We start from the raw sequence: 18,319 nt of genomic DNA, 5'->3' as shown, positions 1-18,319 counted from the left end.
CGGGGAGTTCGCAGCGCAAATGAGGGGTTGATTGTGGTCGGTTAGCGTGGAGCCATGAAGATTTCGGCGACCCCGGCAGACTCGATGCCACTGCCCGCCTGGCTGACTCCGCAGAATCACGACGCCCTAGTTACGCTTATGCGTCGCTACTACGCGGGCAGGCTTGATTACGAGAATCTGGGCCCAGGCTTTCTGGGAGCGTATTTCGACGAATGGTCCGACCGCGCTCCCGGTGATGCGGTTCGTGAGCCGGACATAATCGGCGCGGCAGATCTGTATGCGATGGAGTATCTCAGCGTGAGAATCCCGTCGGCGGCGGGGGTCGAGTTTCTTCACCGCCAGTCGGGCGAACTCTCACGGTTGCTCGTGCAGATTCCCACAGAGGTAGACCTGTGGGACATGGATGAGGAACTCTACGCAGGGGTGAGTCAGCTTCAGAGGAAATTGCGTGAACCTGCCGGTGTCGCTTACGTGAAATCCGCGAAGATCATCGCCAGGAAGCGGCCTCGCCTGACGTGCGTGTTCGACAGCAACGTGAAGAGGGCCTTCGGTATCCGAGCCGGCTCCTACCTGATGCCTCTCGCCCGGATGATCGGGCGTGACGGACTTTTCGGGGTGGACTCCGCGTAAGCCGTGTATTTAGGGGTCAACTGTGCGGGCCGGCGCTCTCGAAAGCGTCGCCCCCCTCACCGTTCACGGTGAGGGGCGGGGCGGACCAGCGTCAGACGGTGAAGGCCGAGACGTTGCGGTCGTCCTCTGAGGAGGTGCCGACGTAGACGGTGAACTCACCGGAGGGTACGACGAAGTCGTGGGCGACGACGTCCCACACGCCCAGCGGGTGGTGGGTGGCGGAAGCGTCAATGTCGAGCTCCACCTTCTCGGAGGCGCCCGGCTCGACCGAGACCTTCTGGAAGCCGACGAGGCGCTTCGGCGGCTGGCCGTCGGAGGGGATGCCCAGGTAGACCTGGATGACCTCGGCGCCGGCGACGTCGCCGGTGTTGGTGAGGGTCGCGCTGACCTTCACGCCGTCGGCGGAACCGTCGACAACCACGTCGGAGAGCTCGAAGTCGGTGTAGGACAGGCCGTGGCCGAAGGCGAAGCGCGGGGCGACGCCGTTGGCCTGGAACCAGCGGTAGCCCATCTCCAGTCCCTCGGAGTAGCGGATGGTGTTGTAGCCCTCGCCCTCGTCGGTGCCGGGGTAGCGCTCCGGGTGACCGTGGCCGAGCCAGTCCTGCTCGGTGCGCGGGTAGGTGGTGGGGACCTTGCCGGAGGGGTTGACCGCGCCGAAGAGCAGGTCGGCGACAACGTGGCCGTCCTCAACTCCCTGGTTCCACACCTCGAGGACGGTGGCGGCATCATCGAGCCACGGCATGACCGTCGGGGCGGAGGATTTGAGGACGACGACGGTGTTGGCGTTGGCCTCAAGAAGCTTCGCGACCATGTCGTTCTGCTCGTTCGGCAGCAGCATGGAGGCGGAGTCGGCGCCCTCGGTGGCGATGAGGCCGGCCATGACCACGACGACGTCGGCCCGGGCGGCGGCCTCGGTGGCCTGGTCCAGGTTGGCCAGGTCGGTGTCGACGATGAAGGAGGAGACCTCGGCGGAGCCACCAAGCTCGGCGATGACGTCGTGCATGCCCGGCTCCGGATCGACCATGTAGATCGGCTTGACCTTGGAGGAGCCGCCGCCGCCCTGGCAGGCGTACTTGGCGAACTTCTCCTGGCCCACGATGAGGACCGAGCCGGCGTCCTTGCTTAGCGGCAGCATCTTCTCATCGTTCTTGAGCAGCACCGCCATCTGGGCGCCGATCTCGCGGGCGATCCGGCCGTGCTTCTCGCCGTCGATGTCGACCGGGTTGTACTCGGTAGTGAAGTGGTTGAACCGGAACATCTGGGTGAATCGGCGCACCAGGGCGCGATCGACCAGCTCGATCTCCAGAGAGGTGTCCTGTAGAGCGGACTTGACGTTGTCCTCGTTGAGCCACTTGGCGTCGGGCATCTCGTGGTCCAGACCGGCGTTGAGAGAGGCGGCCGCGGAGCGGGTGGACCAGAAGTCGGACTGGACGTAGCCCTCGAAGCCCCAGTCGTGGCGCAGGACGTCGTTGAGCAGGTAGCGGTTCTCGGTGGCGTAGGTGCCGCGCACGCGGTTGTAGGCGGACATCATCGCGGCGATCTGGGCATCCTTGACCAGCATCTCGAAGGGCAGCAGGTAGAGCTCGCGCAGGGTCTGCTCGTCCAGCTCGACGTTGGTCCGGAAGCGCTCGTACTCCTGGTCGTTGACCGCGTAATGCTTGCCCATGGCGATGATGTCGTGGTTCTGAATGGATGTGGCCACCGCCACGCCCATCGCGCCGGAGAGGTACGGGTCCTCGGAGAAGTACTCGAAGTTGCGGCCGGCGGTCACGGTGCGGTGCAGGTTGACGGCCGGGCCCTCGAGCACGTGCTGGCCGGCGTCGGCGGTCTCCTGGCCGATGATGTCGCCGTACTTCGAGGCCAGCTCCGTGTCGAAGGAGGCGGCCACGCCGATGGTCATCGGCAGGGCGGTGGCGTGCGGGGCGTCATTGCCGTCGCCCATACCCACGCCGACCGGTCCGTTGGTGATGCGGAAGCGGGGGATGCCCAGCTCCGCCAGCGGCTTGACGTGGCGCTCGACGTTGATCTGCGCCGCCAGCTGCTCCATGTCCTCCTCGCTGTGGACCTCGTTGGTCATGGCATAGATATCGATGGTTGTCATGCCGCCGTGCAGCTGGGCGATCTTCTGCTCCAGCGTCATGTTCTCCACGAGCTTTTCCGCGCGCTCGCGGTCGTTCAGCGACTCATCCATCCAGGGACGATCAGAGGTAGTCATGGGTTGGACTCTCCTTGGTGCGTCGGGGTTGGTAGTACTTCTGCCTACGATAGTGGGAAAGCCGGCTGTGGGTACCGCCTGGGTGTTCATCCGCTGAAGGACCTGGGAAGGAAGCACGGGCCGGCTGATTCCCGGAAGGGGAAGTGGCGGGTTTATACTGCTTCGCTGGGGCCATAGCTCAGTCGGTTAGAGCCGCGAACTCATAATTCGCTGGTCGCGGGTTCGAGCCCCGCTGGCCCCACCAACGCCCGTCATCCCGAATCTGATGGCGGGCATCTTGCCGCCTTCCAGTGGGCGCCTCGGGCGTGCAAGGTCGCACCCTCCTGCTGCCGGCCCCGCCGAATCCATGGCGTCGGTCACACCCGGTGCTTACCATGGGCGCTATGACCAAGACACTGTTTTCCCTCGACCCCGACAAGCCGTTCCACCTGCAGGAACCCCTCGGACACAACCGCTGGCCCCCGACATCCCGGCGGTGGCCTCCGTCCGCCCGGGCGAGACCTTCCGCGTCGACTGCCGCGACTGGTTTGACGGCCACGTGCACAACGACGAGGACGCCCACGACGTGCTCACCGCCCCCTTCCACATCGGCCATCCGCTATCCGGCCCGGTCCACATCGAGGGCGCCAAACCCGGTGACCTGATGGTCGTCGACATCGTCGACGTCGGCCCCAGCTCCGACGCCGCCGAAACCGACCCCCGTGAGCTTGCCGGCGAGGGCTGGGGTTACACCGGCATCTTCGCCCCGGGCCACGGCGGCGGGTTTCTGCAGGAAACCAGCCGCTGATCCGGCCGAAATCTGTTGCTCAGCTGGCCTACAAAGAGTTGATCACACACAGCATCCCGCCGTGATGGGCACCGCACTCTCGGAGAAGCTGCTGGCGCGCTGGAACATCCGCGAAACGCAGCTGATCGCACGCAGCCCGCTCAAAGTCCCGCTCTTGGCTCTGCCACCCGCTCCCAACGGCGCGCTGCTGGGCAATCTGCCCGACGACGAGGCGGAGAAGTGGCCATGGTGGCCGCCCAGACCACCCCACCGCGCGAGAACGGCGGCAATCAGGACATCAAGGGCCTCACCCGCGGCAGCCGCGTCCTCTACCCCGTCTACGTCTACGGTGTGAACCTCTCGGTCGGCGACCTGCACTTCTCCCAGGGCGACGGGGAGATCACCCTGTGCGGCGCTATCGAGATGGGCGGCTTCGTCGAACTGCACGTCGACCTCATCCCGGGCGGCATGGAGACCTTCAACATCAACGGCCAAGCCTTCTTCGTCCCCGGCGACCAGCCCCCGCGCCACGACGACTGGATCGCGTTCTCCGGAATCTCCGCACCGAGGACGGCAAGCAGCGCCACCTCGACCCCTACGTCGCTTATCAGCGAGCCAGCCTGCAGGCGATCGACTACCTGACCGCCTTCGGATACACCCGTGAGCAGGCCTTTCTGCTGCTGGGCGCCGCCCCGATCGAGGGGCACCTGTCCAGCGTCGTCGACTTCCCCAACGCCTGCGCCACCCTGTACCTGCCCACCGGGATCTTCGACTTCGACGTCCACCCCAGCGTCGACGGCCCGCACCAGGTGGTCAGTGACCTGCACCCACCCCGGGCCAGGGGCGAGGACCTCGACGACACGGACATCCTGCGCGCCGTGCCGAAGGACAAGTCCGCGCTGCTGCCCGCGGCCCGCCGCCTCGGCGGGGATGCCGCCCGGCCGCTGGAGACGGCCTTCGGCAAGCTGCGCAGCCTCTTCGGCGGCAAGTGATGGCCACATCGAGGCAGTGGGGAAGAAGGATCCTGACGACGGTGGCCACCGCGACCGCCGTCGGGGGAGCGGTGGTCGACACCAACCGCACCCACCTGTTCAACCCGAACTGGCCGCCGCACGCCCGCTTCCACGACGCCCAGACCATCTCCCTGGGCGCGCTGCTGGGTGGGGCAGGGCTCTACGCCCTGCACGGTCGCGGTGACGAGGCCGCTGGCGCGGCGTTGCCGGCCCTGTTCTGGGCCTCGATGGCCAGCGCCTTCCTCTACCCGGGCACGGGCGGGCTGCAGGCGGAATTCCCGGAGCTGATTCCACGCGTCCGCGGAGTCTGGCTCGACGAACGCTTCGCGGCCGCCACGATGCTGGGCCTGGGCGCGGTTGGTTATGTGCTTGCCCGGCATCGCTGAGCCGAAGTGCGGGACCCTACTCGTCGCAACCGAAGGCGCTCTCGCAAATTTAACTTGAACGCCCAAGGACTCCGGGCTTGGAAAGAGCAGATCGAAAAGGAAGCCTAAGAAATTGGCGTTTGACACCCGCACGTTCCCGCTCCGGGCCATGAACCAATTGCCCGACGTGAGGGAGGCCCTTGGCGGGCAGAATGCAGAGTCCGTGACGACCCAGAATCTTTCCTTACTGGAATCTGACTCTGCGTAGGTTTCAGCTGCTTACGCAGGGCCTTCCATCCGTACACCAGTGACCGCCATTCCGCGAACTATTCTTGGGCCACTAGCCAGAGCATCGAAATGTCGGCGATCCAGGTATGAGGCGGACCGGCAGTAACTCCCGAGCATCGCGGCGGGTAAAGAGTTCAAAAAGCTGGCTCAGGGGGCTCAACCTGCTGCTGCGCCAGCCACGCGGGCGGATGTCCACGGCATCGACACTGTCCTCTGGGGTAATCTCCGTATGTGCAAAGTTTCGATCCCGTGAAAGTGGTACCTGCCCTGTGAAGATCCTCATGCTCTCCCAGTACTGGTACCCGGAGAACGGGGTCCCGCAGCGCCGGTGGACGTGGCTGTCCAAGATTCTTGTCGACGCCGGCCACGAAGTCACCGTCATCGCCCCGCCACCGCACTACCAGCGCAAGATCGAACTGAAACGGTGGTGGGCGGATCGGAAAGCGCGCGTACCGCTGGAACCAGAAGAAGGCCCATCGGGAGAGCGGATCATCCGCAGCGGGTTCTTCCCGGCCGGCCCCTCGCTGACGCAACGTGCGATCAACCAGGCGACGGTGGCGCTGGGGGCCGTCTGGGTCGCGGCTCGCAAGAAGGGCGACCTCCGGGGTTACAAACCAGATCTCATCATCGGCACCGTCCCGGCGCTGCCCACCGCAGCGGCGACCCGAATCGTGGCGACAATAATGCGACGTCCGTATCTCATCGACCTTCGCGATGCCTGGCCCGACCTGCTGCAACAATCTGACCAGTGGAACAAGGGCACCGGCACGACGTCACTGCGAGAGAAGGTGCTGAAGCGTGGGCCCCTGCAGGTGGTCAGCGTAACCACGAAAATAGTCTTGAATGACGCGTTGCGGAATGCGGCGGGGATCACGGTGACCTCGAGTCACCTTGCGGATGAGCTGCAGAAGCGAACGGCTCTCCACACTGACGGGGCCAGCCCCGAGTGCGTCACCATCCGGAATGTCTTTCCCCCTCTCTCAGATCGCAACGTTGATTTGGAGAGAACTCACGACGACGGCCTGAATGTCCTCTACGCGGGAACGCTCGGCCGGGCCCAGAATCTTTCCAACGCCCTTGAGGCGGCCAAGATCGCCCAGGATCAAGGCGTGGCGATCAACCTCCAGTTTGTTGGCGCGGGCGTGGCGCGTGAACAGCTCACAACAAAAGCCCGCGAGCTCGGAGTCAACGCATCCTTCGAGCGCCGCTACCCTGCCGAGGAGATGGGCGAGTTTTACGACTGGGCCGATACCGCCCTGGTACATCTGACCGACTGGGAGCCGCTGAGCCGAGCGGTGCCGTCAAAGACCTACGAGCTGATGGCGCAAAAGGTGCACATCTCCGGCGTCGTTGCCGGCGAAGCCGCTGAGCTCATCCTGACCCACGGAGCCGGCGACATCGTGGAACCTGAGAACCCCCAGGCGCTGGCCGAACTGTGGATGGAACTCGCCACGCACCCCGAACGGTTAAAAATAAACGGCGATGGACCACAGTGGGTTCGACAACAGCGGGAATCAATCGCGCCGGAACGGCTGCTCAGTCTCGTCGAACGTGCGACAAACCGATGATCTCTCCAACTCATTTGCTGCGCGTAACGTCCCTGTTGGCCAGCGCTTCGTGGAATCTCATATCCGAAGATCCACGAGGATTCACAGGCAAACTTGCCGAACGCATCCGACAGTCGGACAACCCAGTGCTCTCCGCGCTTCCGTCAGCGCTGCTCAGCCGCGTTGCCGAGGGCCCCGTCTCGGAGGCAAGGAAGCTTATCGACGCTGGTCACCTCACTGCTGGAATCCAGCACGTTGCCGATCAGGGGCGAGCAGCGAGTTGCAGTGATATTCAACTGGCCAAGCGGACGCTAGAACGACTCGATCAGCTCACGACACCCCCGCCAGTCGCCAACGGAGACAAGCTGCGGAGCGCGGGCGAACACCGTGTCCTTCACGTGCTCACCAATAGCAAGCCGTTCACCCAATCCGGGTACACCGTCCGTTCACACGAGGTGCTCAAGTGCCAACTAGCAGTAGGAATCAAAGCCCAGGCGGTAACTCGGCTGGGGTATCCCGTCTTGGTGGGCAAGATCCCCAGGGCGGCGCAACAGCTCATTGACGGGGTCATTTACCGACGCCTGTTGCCGGGCTGGTACCCGTTTAGACTGGCTGACCGCAATTCTCTCGCCGTCCAAAAAGTTGTGGCTGAAGCCCGTAAATTTGGCGCGACGATCCTGCATACGACGACGGATTACACGAATGCCATGGTCGTAGCCGAGGCTGCGAGGCGATTACGTATTCCCTGGGTCTACGAGATCCGCGGAGAACTCGAGTCCACCTGGCTCGCTCGGCAACCGAAAGAACAACAATCGGAATCCGAGACCGCTGAGTACTTTTGTTTAGCGCATGAGCAGGAGACTCAGTATATGGTCGCTGCCGACGCGGTGATCGCCCTCAGCGAGGTATCCCAGCGCCAGCTGGTTGATCGTGGCATTCCAGCTGAAAAGATCACTGTCGTGCCAAACGCTGTGGACGCAGGCATTATCGGCCGACGCTTCGATCAAAAGGCTATCCGTCGGGAACTTGGCTTGGATGAAGGCACTGCTCTAGTTGGAACTGTGACAGCAGTGGTCGATTACGAGGGGATCGACACCCTTATTGACGCACTGCCGTTGCTTCCTCAGCGATACGAAGCGCTTGTCGTCGGCGATGGTGCAGCGAGGCCGGCGTTGGAAGAGCAGGCCAAGATACTCGGCGTAGCAGATCGGATTAAATTCGTCGGTCGCCAACCGAATGAAGATATCTGGCGCTGGTACGCCGCGCTGGACGTATTTGTTGTGCCACGGCGTGATACGAAGGTCACGCGGACCGTGACGCCGATTAAGCCGCTGACAGCGATGGCACTCGATATCCCCGTAGTCGCTAGCGACCTACCAGCGCTTCGAGATGTGACAGGAGGGCGTGCTGAGTTCGTTTTGTCCGAGGACCCGCGGGCGCTGGCGCAGGGGATCTTGGCAGCAGCAGTAACAGCGCCACGTGGCTCGGAGTGGGCCGGATCGCGTACCTGGGCGGAAAATGGTCAACGATACCGTAATCTTTATTACTCTTTGAGCAATCCTAAAGCTGTTTGAACCCCAGCCGGTCCGTCAATGCCTGCCAGTCATCTTTAGCCGCTGCTGACAGAATCTTCGTAATATCTTCTTTTGGTGGCGGAGTGTGCCCGTCGCGCCAAGCCTCTTCGAGCAGTATGAATCTTTCAGTTCCTCCGAAACGTTCACGGAACGGTGCTAGGTGTGCGGCGAGATGGAACGTGTCGTTGCTATTTTGAAGGTAGACCACTTTGGCAGTGCCCTTGGCAGCTTCAACGCTATCAAAAACTGTAGTTCCGGATGAAGAACGCAGTAGGTTGCGGTCGCCTTTCCAAGCCAGATCCACGTAACGCTGCACGTGCTTCTCATGATACTTTTCGATGTCGGTCTGTGGGTTCATCACAACAGCAGTCGCCCAAGGGAAGTATTCGATCAGTCGGAGAGAAATATACCCGCCCCCGGATCCACCGAAGAGCACGATTCTTCGAGCGCTGGTGGCGACTGTGACTTTTTTAATGATCTGCGCTAGTACATCGATCAGATCCGGCTGGATGTGAGACCCGGAAAACCAGGAGAGATTGAGGTCGGGATCCATGTAGAGGCTAGGGTCAGAAATCGACAGTCGGGACGTCTCTAACGCGGCTGTAATCCCCAAGCCAGACAACCAAGGCAGACGCACATCCACGTTCGTGGCCCCATGGAAGACAACGATCAGTGGCGCGCCCTTCTTCAAAGACATTGACATATCGATCGGCAGACCACGGTGCCATACCGTCGAGACACCCGAACTCGGTCGGCTGGCATGGAAGGCGTTCACATCAGCGAACGAACGCGAGTTGTCGACGGCTACAGTATTATTTCGGGGGCGGGTGGTCAGATCTAACGACGGAACAAAGAAGTCCTTTTTCTGGAGATAATCCGACCACCACTTCCCTAATGTGGCGCGCGCAGCCCCTAACACTCGTTTCTGCACTGTCGGCCTCCCCGGCACTTGTTCAAGTCGAATGAATATCGTCCAACTATATAATCATTCGGAGAAAGGAGCCGAACACACCCGCAGGTTCCGGTCTGACCTAGTTCTATGTCAGGGTAAAGTAACCGGGCGCTCCCGATTCTCTAGGTATTTGCGCAAGATGTCTCGAACTGAAAGGTGGCTGAACCACTATGGGCACGCTTCCACAACGAGGTGAGCTAGCGGAAGGTGCCGAGCAGGAATCGTCTGATCAGGTTTCACAACTAGTCCTCGTCAACGATGCTCGCCTGAGCAGGCTGAGCTCGCGTCCGACCCTCCGCAACTACTTGCGAAAGATTTGGAGCCGCCGTCGGTTTGTTTGGCTGGATGCACGTTCGCGAGCGTTTAAAACGGATCGTGACATGATTCTCGGACGCGCCTGGCTGATTTTGTCGCCACTACTCGATGGTCTGATGTACGGGTTCATCTTCGGTTTTATCCTGCAGACTTCCAGAGGAATCGATAATTTCATCGGATACCTCATGATCGGCATCACGTTTTTCGGAATGATGCGAGGGCCTTTGACCAGCGGAATCGGGCTGACTAAGTCGTTCCGCGGGATGTTAGGTGCCTTCGACTTCCCGGCGGCCGCCCTCGTCTTTTCCAGAGCAATCCGTCAAGCATACGATTCTCTTATTCCGGGAGCCGTGGCGATAATCATTACTTTAGCTGCGCAGTGGGGGGAACCGATTCACGGGACGATCATTTTGGTTCTCCCATTGTTCCTACTTATCCAACTTTTTGGAACGGGCTTGATGTTCATGTCCGCCCGTATTACCGCGCAAATTCCGGACATGAAGACGATGATCAATCTTGCGACCCGGGCATGGTTTTTCATTTCAGGTGTGTTCTTTTCGGTAGAGCGATTCGTCGACCAACCAACCTTGAAATTCTTGATGGAGGAAAACCCCGCCTACCGGTTCCTGACCGCCGTGCGCGACGCCGTGATGTACGGCCAGGCTCCCACTGCGACTGATTGGCTGGTTCTCAGTGCATGGGGCGCTGGCACGCTACTCCTTGGTTTTCTCTTCTTTTGGCGAGGCGAAGGGAAGTACGCAAATGTCCGCTAACGATCAAAGCGTGAGTGACCCAACGGTGGTATGTCGCCAGGTCACTAAAGAGTTCCGTTCATTTTCTACGAACAGAAAAAGACGACGCGAGAGGGTTCGAGCGAATGTTGACATCAACCTGGTAGCTAGTCAAGGTGAATCCATCGGCCTTTTAGGTCAGAACGGATCGGGCAAGTCAACTTTGCTGCGAATGATCGCGGGAACTGACAGTCCGACGCGGGGAGAAATCTTTACCAGCTCACACCCGAGTCTACTGGGGGTATCTTCAGCACTAATCCCCGCGGTTTCGGGGGCCAGGAACATACAACTCGGTTGTCTAGCGTTGGGCATGGAGCAGAGCGAAATTGACGAAATTTACCCTGAGCTGGTGGAGCTGGTGGACCTGGGAGAAGCCATTGACCGTCCTCTTAACACTTATTCTTCGGGGATGTCGGCTCGCCTCAATTTTGCCATCGGAACCGCTGCATCACCGGAAATTCTCATCGTGGACGAAGCGCTTTCAACCGGTGACGCCAACTTCGCCAGTCGCGCTGGAGATCGGATGAAGAAGCTGCTTGAACGCGCGGGCACTCTGTTTTTTGTATCTCACGCGGCAAAGTCCGTCGAGCAAACCTGCGAGCGGGCGATTTGGATGCATAACGGCGCCATCGTTGCCGATAATGATTCTGAAACGGTCTGTGAGAGTTACAGGACTTGGGTCCAGCATAGGACGGTAGGCGACATGGAAAAGGCGGAAAAGCTGTTGGAACAAGCTCGCCGGGATTATATTCCTCCCCAAATCGTATTCGACTCCGAAGTGATCCGCTGACGCCTTGGTGATGCGACCAGAGGTGAGGACATCCCGGTTTCTAGAGGAGGTTTCCCTAAATTGTGGATCGTGGTGGCGTCGCTGAGAATAAGGCCTTATACAGTGATGTGACTCAAGTTAAGTCCGATCGATTCGACAGTGGAGTATGAAAGGATCTCGGCATCACTGATGTTCCATGTATGAGTGCCTGCCCTGTTGCGGGTAGCCATGTAGTTGAACCGATCGGCGGAATATACGTACTTTCCTTGGTCCTCGAGGTCCTTGAGAAATTGGGAGTCTTCTCCCACGCCAAGCTCTTGAAATCGGGTGTCAAGGAATGTTCGTTTCCAACCAACCAGAGTCGCCCCCGCAACGAAGTTCGACCACTTATGCTCTTTGCTGTGCCAGCGACGAACCAAGAGGTCGTCGCCTGCTAAATGGAGGTAGATAGAGGCCTTCCCGACTAGGTCGGCGCCCGACCAGCGGAGTGCGGAAACCTGGTCGCGGAGATAATTCGGACGGTAGTAGTCGTCGTCGTCAAATTTTGCAATGATCTGACCGTTAGAGGCATTGACGAGTTGGTTCAAGCATGTGCCCAAGGATATTTCTGCCGGCGCAGAGAGCAAAGTCAGGCGAATACCCAGGTCGCGCGCCCGGTCGCGAAGGGAATCGTCGAAGTCGATACCATGGCCGAGGGCAACGAGCTCGACATTCGGATAGATCTGATGCGCGACTTGATCGAGGAGGTGCCCCAGCGAGGCGTCCCGGTTGGTAGAGCAAATAATGCTCACTTCCACGGGTTCATCTACTTCGACATCAAAACCGACCTTGTCTGCAATCGTTAACGCACGGTGATGATAGGTATGGTTTTCCCAAATTCGTCGTTGCGCCCGATGTGCAATTCGTTCGCGCAGTTCGGGCGACAAAACGAGGGCTCGAATCATGCGACGAGCATGCTCGCGTGAATGCACTACGGGTACCTCGTCCTCCGGAAAGAATTCGGTAATTGCTGCACTCGGCGTGGAGAGGACGGGAGTGCCTGAAGCGCTGATTTCGAATATCCGTCGCGCACACATGCTGGGGCTGTCGACGACCGAGTTGACGTTGAGGAACACCTTAAAACCTCGGTAGGCGGCGAGCATCTGCGAATAGGGGAGTGCACCAACCACCCAGCGATCAAAAGGCGCGGGAAACTGGTACTTTTCGTCTTTCCCTGCATGGCGCGAGAAGATGGTGAAACCGATTCCGTGAGTGTCACCTACATCAGACGCAGCTCCCAATATCAAATCCATTTGGTCTCGGCGTTCACGGAACTTGTGGCGGAAGTACGTTCCTGCAAACGCGACATCGTGTTTCGCATACTGGATGCCATTCCGAGCCGGGTTGTGCAGCCTCGGCTGGGCCGCGAACGGAAGGGCAAAGATCCGGTTGTGGCCCACTTCGCGTTGGTAAGCGTCGATCTTGTTACTGTCTGTAGTAAAGATGGTGTCGAACAACTTCGCCGTCGCCAAAAAGTCGTCGAAATGGGGCGGGTCTTCCTTGTTCCAGAAGACCGTCGGTATTTGGAGCCTGCGGCAGTGCTGAAGAAGATCCTGCAAGGGTTGGCTGGGTGCCCGAGTTCCAGTCAGTTGGTATTGCCAGGCGCCGTCGTTACCCGCCCACGCGGATTCGACGAAGAGGAGGTCCACCCCGGAGGCCAACTCGCTTTTCCAGCCATCAGGGGTCACTGGGATGAGGGTAAACTCACTTTCCCATGCAGTATAAGAAAATTCGTCCATTATCGTCGCAACACGAAGGGCGGTGCGGGGTTCAGTTTTAGACGGGGCACCGGGACTCCCGGAAGAAAATCTAGGGAACTCAGATAATGTCGATCTGACGTGAGTCCCCAAGGCTGCATCACGAATGGCTTTCGCGACATCGATTGCGGGCCGAGGAGCGTGTGAGAGAAACATCCTTTTGACGCGTTTGGAAGCTTTACTTAAAGCCATATCAGCTTTGCTTCGAATCTGGGGAAAATTACTCACTGACAAAGTCCAATCGCTTTCGTTCCGACTGAGCTGGCTAAATGGGGAGTTAGCACACTCTCAGAAAATACTAGTTCAGATAAACTGGGGCACAAGGCTTCAGAAGAACATCGCTCATTACTGGTCAATCGTTGGCGGGTCGAACGGCGCAACCAGAGTGGACTCCAGGAGAAATCGAAGGAGAACAGCTGACATCTAGAGTCAGTCCCTGCAAAGAAGCGGTTACGATGATATAACAGGTAAGTCAATGCAGCAGTCACGGAGTCAAAATCCGAGCCGCAATAGTCGCATGATCTGTCATCTCGCAAAAGTAAGGAAGATAATGGCGTCTCAATCGGTCGCATTCGTAGGGCTGGGATACATCGGTCTGCCCACTGCCGTCGTGATGGCCAATAGTGGTCTAGATGTCATCGGGGTTGATGTCGACACTGAGAAGGTCGAAAAGATCAATCGTGGCGAAGTGACGATCGTGGAACTTGACCTCGAAGGCCAGCTAAAGAGAGCGCTTGAATCTGGTAGGTTCCGGGCCACTACCGACATGCCACATGCCAATGCGTTCATAATCGCGGTCCCGACACCATTCGCGGACGGGCACGCCATAGACATGAAGTTTATTTATTCTGCTGCGGAGGCCATAGCCCCGATGCTTAAGGGAAACGAACTCATTGTCCTTGAGTCGACCTCGCCCCCCATGACAACGGCCAGCATGGCAGACCGTGTTTTGGAACTTCGGCCAGATTTGGTGGCAGACGGCGACGAAAACCGAGAGGGAAAGCCAACTATCTACTTTGCCCATTGCCCGGAGCGGATTCTTCCTGGGAATGCCATGCAGGAACTGAAAACCAACGACCGCATCATCGGTGGAATGAGTGAAAAGGCGACTCAGCGAGCGATCGAGTTGTACAGCTCGTTTTGCGAGGGTGAACTTCTAGGTACTAACGACCGCACAGCGGAACTGGCTAAACTTACTGAAAATTCTTTTCGAGATGTAAATATTGCGTTCGCGAATGAACTCTCACTAGTGTGCGATAAGTTAGGTATCGATGTGTGGCAACTTATCGAACTCGCAAACCACCACCCGCGCGTGAACATCTTGCAGCCCGGTCCCGGGGTGGGTGGCCACTGCATCGCCGTTGACCCTTGGTTTATCGTCTCTACGGCACCGGACGAAGCACGCTTGATTCGGACAGCCCGAGAAGTCAATGACAGTAAACCGGGGTGGGTAGTGGAGAAGGTCGCTACTGCAATCAAAGATGTGAACGCAAGGAGTATTGCCGCCTTAGGCTTGGCTTTCAAGGCTGATATAGATGACCTTCGGGAGTCTCCCTCGCTAGAGATCACGAAGACGATGGCAGAACGGTTTCCTAGCACCCAGATCTTGGCCGTGGAACCGAACATCTCTGACCTGCCGACATCGCTTGCGGGCTACGAGAATGTAAAGCTGGTGGGTGCGGACCAAGCTATTGAAGAATCGGAGGTGGTGGTGGTCCTTGTCGACCATAGCGAGTTTAGAGAAGTAACAGCGGCCTCCCTCAAGGAAAAGCTGGTAGTAGACACTAAAGGGCTCTGGCGCTGAAATTTTTCTGACATTCGGGGAGAATTGTCTAACCAAGAGTGGATTGCAGTCGACGAAGAATTGGCCCGGCCTGGACTGCAGTCGGACCCCTAACCAATCATTTTCACTCCTGTTTAGTTCGATAGATCGACCAAGGTGCGCCCATCTGCCGGAACATATGGGCGATTGAGTCTCCTCTGATTCCGAGCCCTGTATCTCCTGATAACCTGGTTCGCCCCGGGTTTAATGGAGGGTAGGGAATTGGAAAAAGGAACCCTACATATGCCCTCGAAGTACACCCTAGAGCTCAAGCAACGAGCCGTCGAACTCGTGCTCCACGCCCAAGCCAACCCCGACACCGCCCGTGGCGCGATCACCCGCATCGCCGGCGAGCTCGGGCTGAGCAAAGAAACCCTGCGCGTGTGGGTGCGCGCCCACAAACAGTCCGGGATCGACACACCAGCCGAATCAATCGACCTCGCAGCGGAAAACCGCCGGCTGCGGGCCGAACTCGCGGAAGCCAAACGCGCCAACGATATCCTCAAGAAGGCCTCGGCTTTTTCGCGGCGGAGCCAGGCCGCCCACCCAAGTAATCGTCACCTTCATCGACGACAACCGTGCCCAGGTCGGGGTCGAGCCCATCATCCGTGTTCTGGCTACCACCAGCGCGAAGATTGCCCTGAGCACGTATTACGCCCACAAATCACGGCCTGAATCAGCCCGGTCCCTCCGGGACAGGAAGATCACCCGGGCGCTACGCCGCATCTTCGACGACAACTACTCCTGTTACGGCGCCCGGAAACTGTGGGCGGAGATCAACCGCGAGGGCGCCTGCGGTCACGTCGCCCGCTGCACCGTCGAGCGCCTCATGGCTGCCGACGGGCTGGTGGGGATCCGGCGGCGGCAGAAAAGACCATCGACGCGCAGCGCGGACGCCGAGCAGTGTCCGGTGGACCTGGTCGACCGGGACTTTTGCGTCACCGCGCCGGATATGTTGTGGGTCGCGGATATCACCTACAGTCAAGTCCTTTTGAGTGGTGTTTTTGCCTTTCGATAAAACAAGCAGCGTGCCGGTCCCAGGGACCGGCACGTGCCCGGTGCTGCGGCTGGTTCATGCGACCTCCTGATCAGATTCGTCGGCGTCGATGACGTTGGCGGTCATCATCGCCCTGGTCTGCTCCAGGCTCGTCAGCGACATGTAGCGCTTCTGCTGAATCCAGTCATCATGCTGCTCGGCGAGCACGGCACCGACCAGTCGGATGACGGCGTCGCGGTTGGGGAAGATCCCGACGACGTCGGTACGTCGACGGATCTCCCGGTTCAGCCGCTCGGTGGGGTTGTTCGACCACACCTTCGTCCACACCGCCTTTGGCGCGTGGGTGAACGCCAGCAGCTCATCGAGGGCTTCCTCCAGGTGAGTGCGCGACGTGCGGGAACTTCTGCTCACAAAACGCCACCACCTCGCGGGCCTGGGCCCACACGGCGTCAGCGTCGGGCTGCTGGAAGATGGTGTGGAACATCGCCGACAAGGTCGGCCACTGGGTTTTCGACACCAGCCCGGAGAGGTTCTTGGGCGTTATGCGTCCGGCACCGCTGCCACGACGCATTCGGCAGCACCTCTCCCAGGGCGTGCTGGATCCCCAGGTGCGCGTCACTGGTGACCAGATACACCTCGTTCAGGCCCCGTGCTTTCAGGTCGCGGAAGAACCCGGTCCAGGGGGCCACCGACTCGGCGGTGGCGACCTGCATGCCCACCAACTCACGGTAGCCTTCCGCGTTCACGCCGGTGGCCAACAGCACCGAGGTCTTGACCACCCGCCCGCCTTCGCGAACCTTCATCGTCAGCGCGTCGCAGGAGAGATACAGGTAGGGGCCGGTATCCAGCGGTCGGGTGCGGAAGTCCTCGACCATGGAGTCGAGGTCCTTGGCCATCTCGGAGACCTGCGACTTCGACAGGTTGGTGATGCCCAGGCTGGCGACCAGGTCATTCATCCGACGCGTCGACACGCCCTTCAGGTAGCAGGTGGCGATGACGGTGGTCAGGGCGCGTTGGGCCCGGGTGCGGCGCTCCAGGAGCCAGTCGGGGAAGAATGAACCGGTCCGGAGCTTGGGCACGGCGACGTCGACGGTGCCGACGCGGGTATCCAACGCGCGGTGGCGGTACCCGTTGCGGGTGTTCGTTCGTGTATCGCTGACGGTGGCGTGAGTGCGCGCCGCAGATCTGGTCGGCCTGGGTCGAGAGGATCTGGTTGATGAAGCCCTGCAGCATCTCGCGCATCAGGTCCGGGGACGCGTGGGCGAGGAGTTCGTCGAGGTAGGCGGTCGGGTCGATAGAATAAGGGCCAGCGGCCATCGTGGGTTCCCTTTCGAGGAGATGTAGGAGTTGAGTCGAAAGGTGACTTGGGTGGTCGCCCACGTCTTCCCTGGGGTCGTCACCGGCAGTTACAGATACACCACGCTAAAGGACGCAACCCGTAAGCATGGTGGCCCCCGACCGCACCACGAGTGGCCCCGACGTCTACGAACGCGTCCTCAGCCTGCCGGCCCCCGGACACCCGGCCGGTGGACCCCAGTGAAGCGAATATTCACGGCGGTCACTGGCAGCTCAACGCGGCGATCTACCGGACGGTCATCGTGCGTATGCGCCATCACGAACCTACGAAGGCGTACGTCGCCCGACGAACGGCGGAGGGTAAGAGTAAACGTGACATTATTCGCTGCCTCAAACGCTATGTCATCCGGGAGGTCTATCACCTCATCAAGGCCAGCCCACGACAAGCCGAAACTGCGAGTTGACAAACATCGGAGCATCAACGCGATGGCCGAGGCGTTGAATTCGCTGTTCAAGGCCGAGCTGATCGACCGACGGACCGGGCCGGCGTTGACCGATGTGATCGTGGAGACCTCGACGTGGATCGGGTGGTACAACAATCGCCAGCTGCACTCCGCGCTGGGGTATCGCCCGCCGCGGGAAGCCCATCAGGAATGGCACAATCGTCAGGCCTACGCGGCCTGATCGACCAGTAAATCATCCTCTACAAAACCCGGGGCTTGACACATTGCCGACCTTGCCCAAGGTGCCGGAGTACTGCCTGGCCACCCCGGGGGAGGCTGATCCGTCTTTAACGAAGCCGGTGTCATCGACGACCAAGGCATCCGGGTGCATCAGGGCAATCGCGCTGGTGGCCAGGGTTTTTCTTACGGGTTCGACCAGCCAGGGTGAGGTGGAGACGAACTGTTGGAGTCGTTGATGATCGATGCCCAAGCGCTGCGCCATGGGTTGCATGGATTTCCGCCGGCCCTCGAGCATCAGTCCCTGAAGGTAGAAGGTGCTGGTGGCTCGTTGGTCCTTGCGGACTAAGGAGGCGAAGACCTCGGCAACGAAATTGCGCAGGTCATCTGGGGTGTGGAGGGTGGTTTTCGTGCCCATAATCGGACATTACGGCGCTGTGACCCCATCCACAAGCGCTAACGAAATACTACTAGATGGAAGGAGGAAATGCTCGTCCGGAAAA

General features: G+C 59.9%; 13 protein-coding genes, 1 tRNA gene and 3 pseudogenes. 12 read left to right on the top strand and 5 right to left on the bottom strand.

The features are described from left to right. The first annotated feature begins 54 nt into the window (after window positions 1-54). Window positions 55-630, top strand: coding sequence for a DUF6308 family protein (locus CGUA_RS09590; RefSeq protein WP_290195102.1), 576 nt, complete (start codon window positions 55-57; stop codon window positions 628-630). Between the two features lie 91 nt (window positions 631-721). Here the strand turns inward: CGUA_RS09590 and CGUA_RS09585 are convergent, their stop codons facing one another. Further along, the gene (locus CGUA_RS09585) at window positions 722-2,845 is read right to left on the bottom strand and encodes a beta-glucosidase family protein (protein ID WP_290195100.1); all 2,124 of its coding nucleotides are present in this window, start codon (window positions 2,843-2,845) and stop codon (window positions 722-724) included. A gap of 167 nt (window positions 2,846-3,012) precedes the next feature. On the opposite strand from CGUA_RS09585, the gene CGUA_RS09580 reads away from it, so the two are divergent. From CGUA_RS09580 to CGUA_RS09540, 5 genes and pseudogenes are all read left to right on the top strand, one after another. Beyond that, window positions 3,013-3,089 (top strand) — tRNA-Ile (locus CGUA_RS09580). Between the two features lie 139 nt (window positions 3,090-3,228). Continuing rightward, window positions 3,229-4,603, top strand: a pseudogene (gene fmdA, locus CGUA_RS13205) (formamidase). Window positions 4,604-4,644: 41 nt separating this feature from the next. Then, a complete protein-coding gene (locus CGUA_RS09550) occupies window positions 4,645-5,010 on the top strand; it encodes a DUF6640 family protein (protein WP_290195096.1) in 366 nt (121 codons plus the stop codon). 536 nt (window positions 5,011-5,546) lie between these two features. Next, window positions 5,547-6,845 carry a glycosyltransferase family 4 protein gene (locus CGUA_RS09545; RefSeq protein ID WP_290195093.1) on the top strand — a complete coding sequence of 433 codons (1,299 nt, stop codon included), beginning with the start codon at window positions 5,547-5,549 and terminating at the stop codon, window positions 6,843-6,845. Window positions 6,846-7,222: 377 nt separating this feature from the next. Continuing rightward, complete coding sequence (locus CGUA_RS09540) at window positions 7,223-8,398, top strand: glycosyltransferase family 4 protein (RefSeq protein WP_290195091.1); 1,176 nt, start codon at window positions 7,223-7,225, stop codon at window positions 8,396-8,398. Here CGUA_RS09540 and CGUA_RS09535 read toward each other — a convergent pair. Next, window positions 8,385-9,329, bottom strand: a complete 945-nt coding sequence (locus CGUA_RS09535) for an alpha/beta hydrolase family protein (protein WP_290195089.1) — start codon at window positions 9,327-9,329, stop codon at window positions 8,385-8,387. The genes CGUA_RS09540 and CGUA_RS09535 overlap by 14 nt on opposite strands. 401 nt (window positions 9,330-9,730) lie before the next feature. Between CGUA_RS09535 and CGUA_RS09530 the strand changes: the two genes are divergently transcribed. Beyond that, window positions 9,731-10,438 carry an ABC transporter permease gene (locus tag CGUA_RS09530; protein WP_290195087.1) on the top strand — a complete coding sequence of 236 codons (708 nt, stop codon included), beginning with the start codon at window positions 9,731-9,733 and terminating at the stop codon, window positions 10,436-10,438. Further along, on the top strand, window positions 10,428-11,246 hold the full coding sequence (locus CGUA_RS09525) for an ABC transporter ATP-binding protein (protein ID WP_290195085.1): 819 nt from the start codon (window positions 10,428-10,430) through the stop codon (window positions 11,244-11,246). Before CGUA_RS09530 ends, CGUA_RS09525 begins: the two co-directional genes overlap by 11 nt. Before the next feature lie 95 nt (window positions 11,247-11,341). On the opposite strand, the gene CGUA_RS09520 is transcribed toward CGUA_RS09525, so the two are convergent. Beyond that, entirely contained in the window at window positions 11,342-12,952 is a 1,611-nt protein-coding gene (locus CGUA_RS09520) for a glycosyltransferase family protein (RefSeq protein ID WP_290195083.1), read from the bottom strand. Between the two features lie 619 nt (window positions 12,953-13,571). Between CGUA_RS09520 and wecC the strand changes: the two genes are divergently transcribed. From wecC to CGUA_RS13200, 3 genes are all read left to right on the top strand, one after another. Then, window positions 13,572-14,825 carry a UDP-N-acetyl-D-mannosamine dehydrogenase gene (gene wecC, locus CGUA_RS09515; protein WP_290198366.1) on the top strand — a complete coding sequence of 418 codons (1,254 nt, stop codon included), beginning with the start codon at window positions 13,572-13,574 and terminating at the stop codon, window positions 14,823-14,825. 261 nt (window positions 14,826-15,086) lie between these two features. Further along, the gene (locus tag CGUA_RS09510) at window positions 15,087-15,518 is read left to right on the top strand and encodes a transposase (protein ID WP_290195080.1); all 432 of its coding nucleotides are present in this window, start codon (window positions 15,087-15,089) and stop codon (window positions 15,516-15,518) included. Then, entirely contained in the window at window positions 15,409-15,861 is a 453-nt protein-coding gene (locus tag CGUA_RS13200) for an IS3 family transposase (RefSeq protein ID WP_353959862.1), read from the top strand. The genes CGUA_RS09510 and CGUA_RS13200 overlap by 110 nt, the downstream gene beginning before the upstream one ends. A gap of 54 nt (window positions 15,862-15,915) precedes the next feature. Here the strand turns inward: CGUA_RS13200 and CGUA_RS09505 are convergent. Beyond that, window positions 15,916-17,157: pseudogene (locus tag CGUA_RS09505) on the bottom strand (IS256 family transposase). Between the two features lie 465 nt (window positions 17,158-17,622). Here CGUA_RS09505 and CGUA_RS09500 point away from each other — a divergent pair. Beyond that, window positions 17,623-17,820: an integrase core domain-containing protein gene (locus tag CGUA_RS09500; protein WP_290195078.1), complete on the top strand. Its 198-nt coding sequence runs from the start codon at window positions 17,623-17,625 to the stop codon at window positions 17,818-17,820. A gap of 42 nt (window positions 17,821-17,862) precedes the next feature. Here CGUA_RS09500 and CGUA_RS09495 read toward each other — a convergent pair. Further along, window positions 17,863-18,234 (bottom strand): annotated as a pseudogene (locus tag CGUA_RS09495) (transposase); the annotation flags it as partial. Window positions 18,235-18,319 lie beyond the last annotated feature (85 nt).

It is taken from the genome of Corynebacterium guangdongense (assembly GCF_030408915.1).
Classification (GTDB): domain Bacteria; phylum Actinomycetota; class Actinomycetes; order Mycobacteriales; family Mycobacteriaceae; genus Corynebacterium; species Corynebacterium guangdongense.
The sequence above is the reverse complement of the archived record's forward strand: the minus strand, read 5'-3'. Positions and strand labels throughout refer to the sequence as shown.

What these genes read in the sequence shown, in the direction of transcription:
- CGUA_RS09590 (WP_290195102.1), top strand. Translation starts at nt 55, where the DNA reads ATGAAGATTTCGGCGACCCCGGCAGACTCGATGCCACTGCCCGCCTGG.
- CGUA_RS09585 (WP_290195100.1), bottom strand. Translation starts at nt 2,845, where the DNA reads ATGACTACCTCTGATCGTCCCTGGATGGATGAGTCGCTGAACGACCGC.
- CGUA_RS09530 (WP_290195087.1), top strand. Translation starts at nt 9,731, where the DNA reads ATGATTCTCGGACGCGCCTGGCTGATTTTGTCGCCACTACTCGATGGT.
- CGUA_RS09525 (WP_290195085.1), top strand. Translation starts at nt 10,428, where the DNA reads ATGTCCGCTAACGATCAAAGCGTGAGTGACCCAACGGTGGTATGTCGC.
- wecC (WP_290198366.1), top strand. Translation starts at nt 13,572, where the DNA reads ATGGCGTCTCAATCGGTCGCATTCGTAGGGCTGGGATACATCGGTCTG.
- CGUA_RS09510 (WP_290195080.1), top strand. Translation starts at nt 15,087, where the DNA reads ATGCCCTCGAAGTACACCCTAGAGCTCAAGCAACGAGCCGTCGAACTC.
- CGUA_RS09500 (WP_290195078.1), top strand. Translation starts at nt 17,623, where the DNA reads ATGGCCGAGGCGTTGAATTCGCTGTTCAAGGCCGAGCTGATCGACCGA.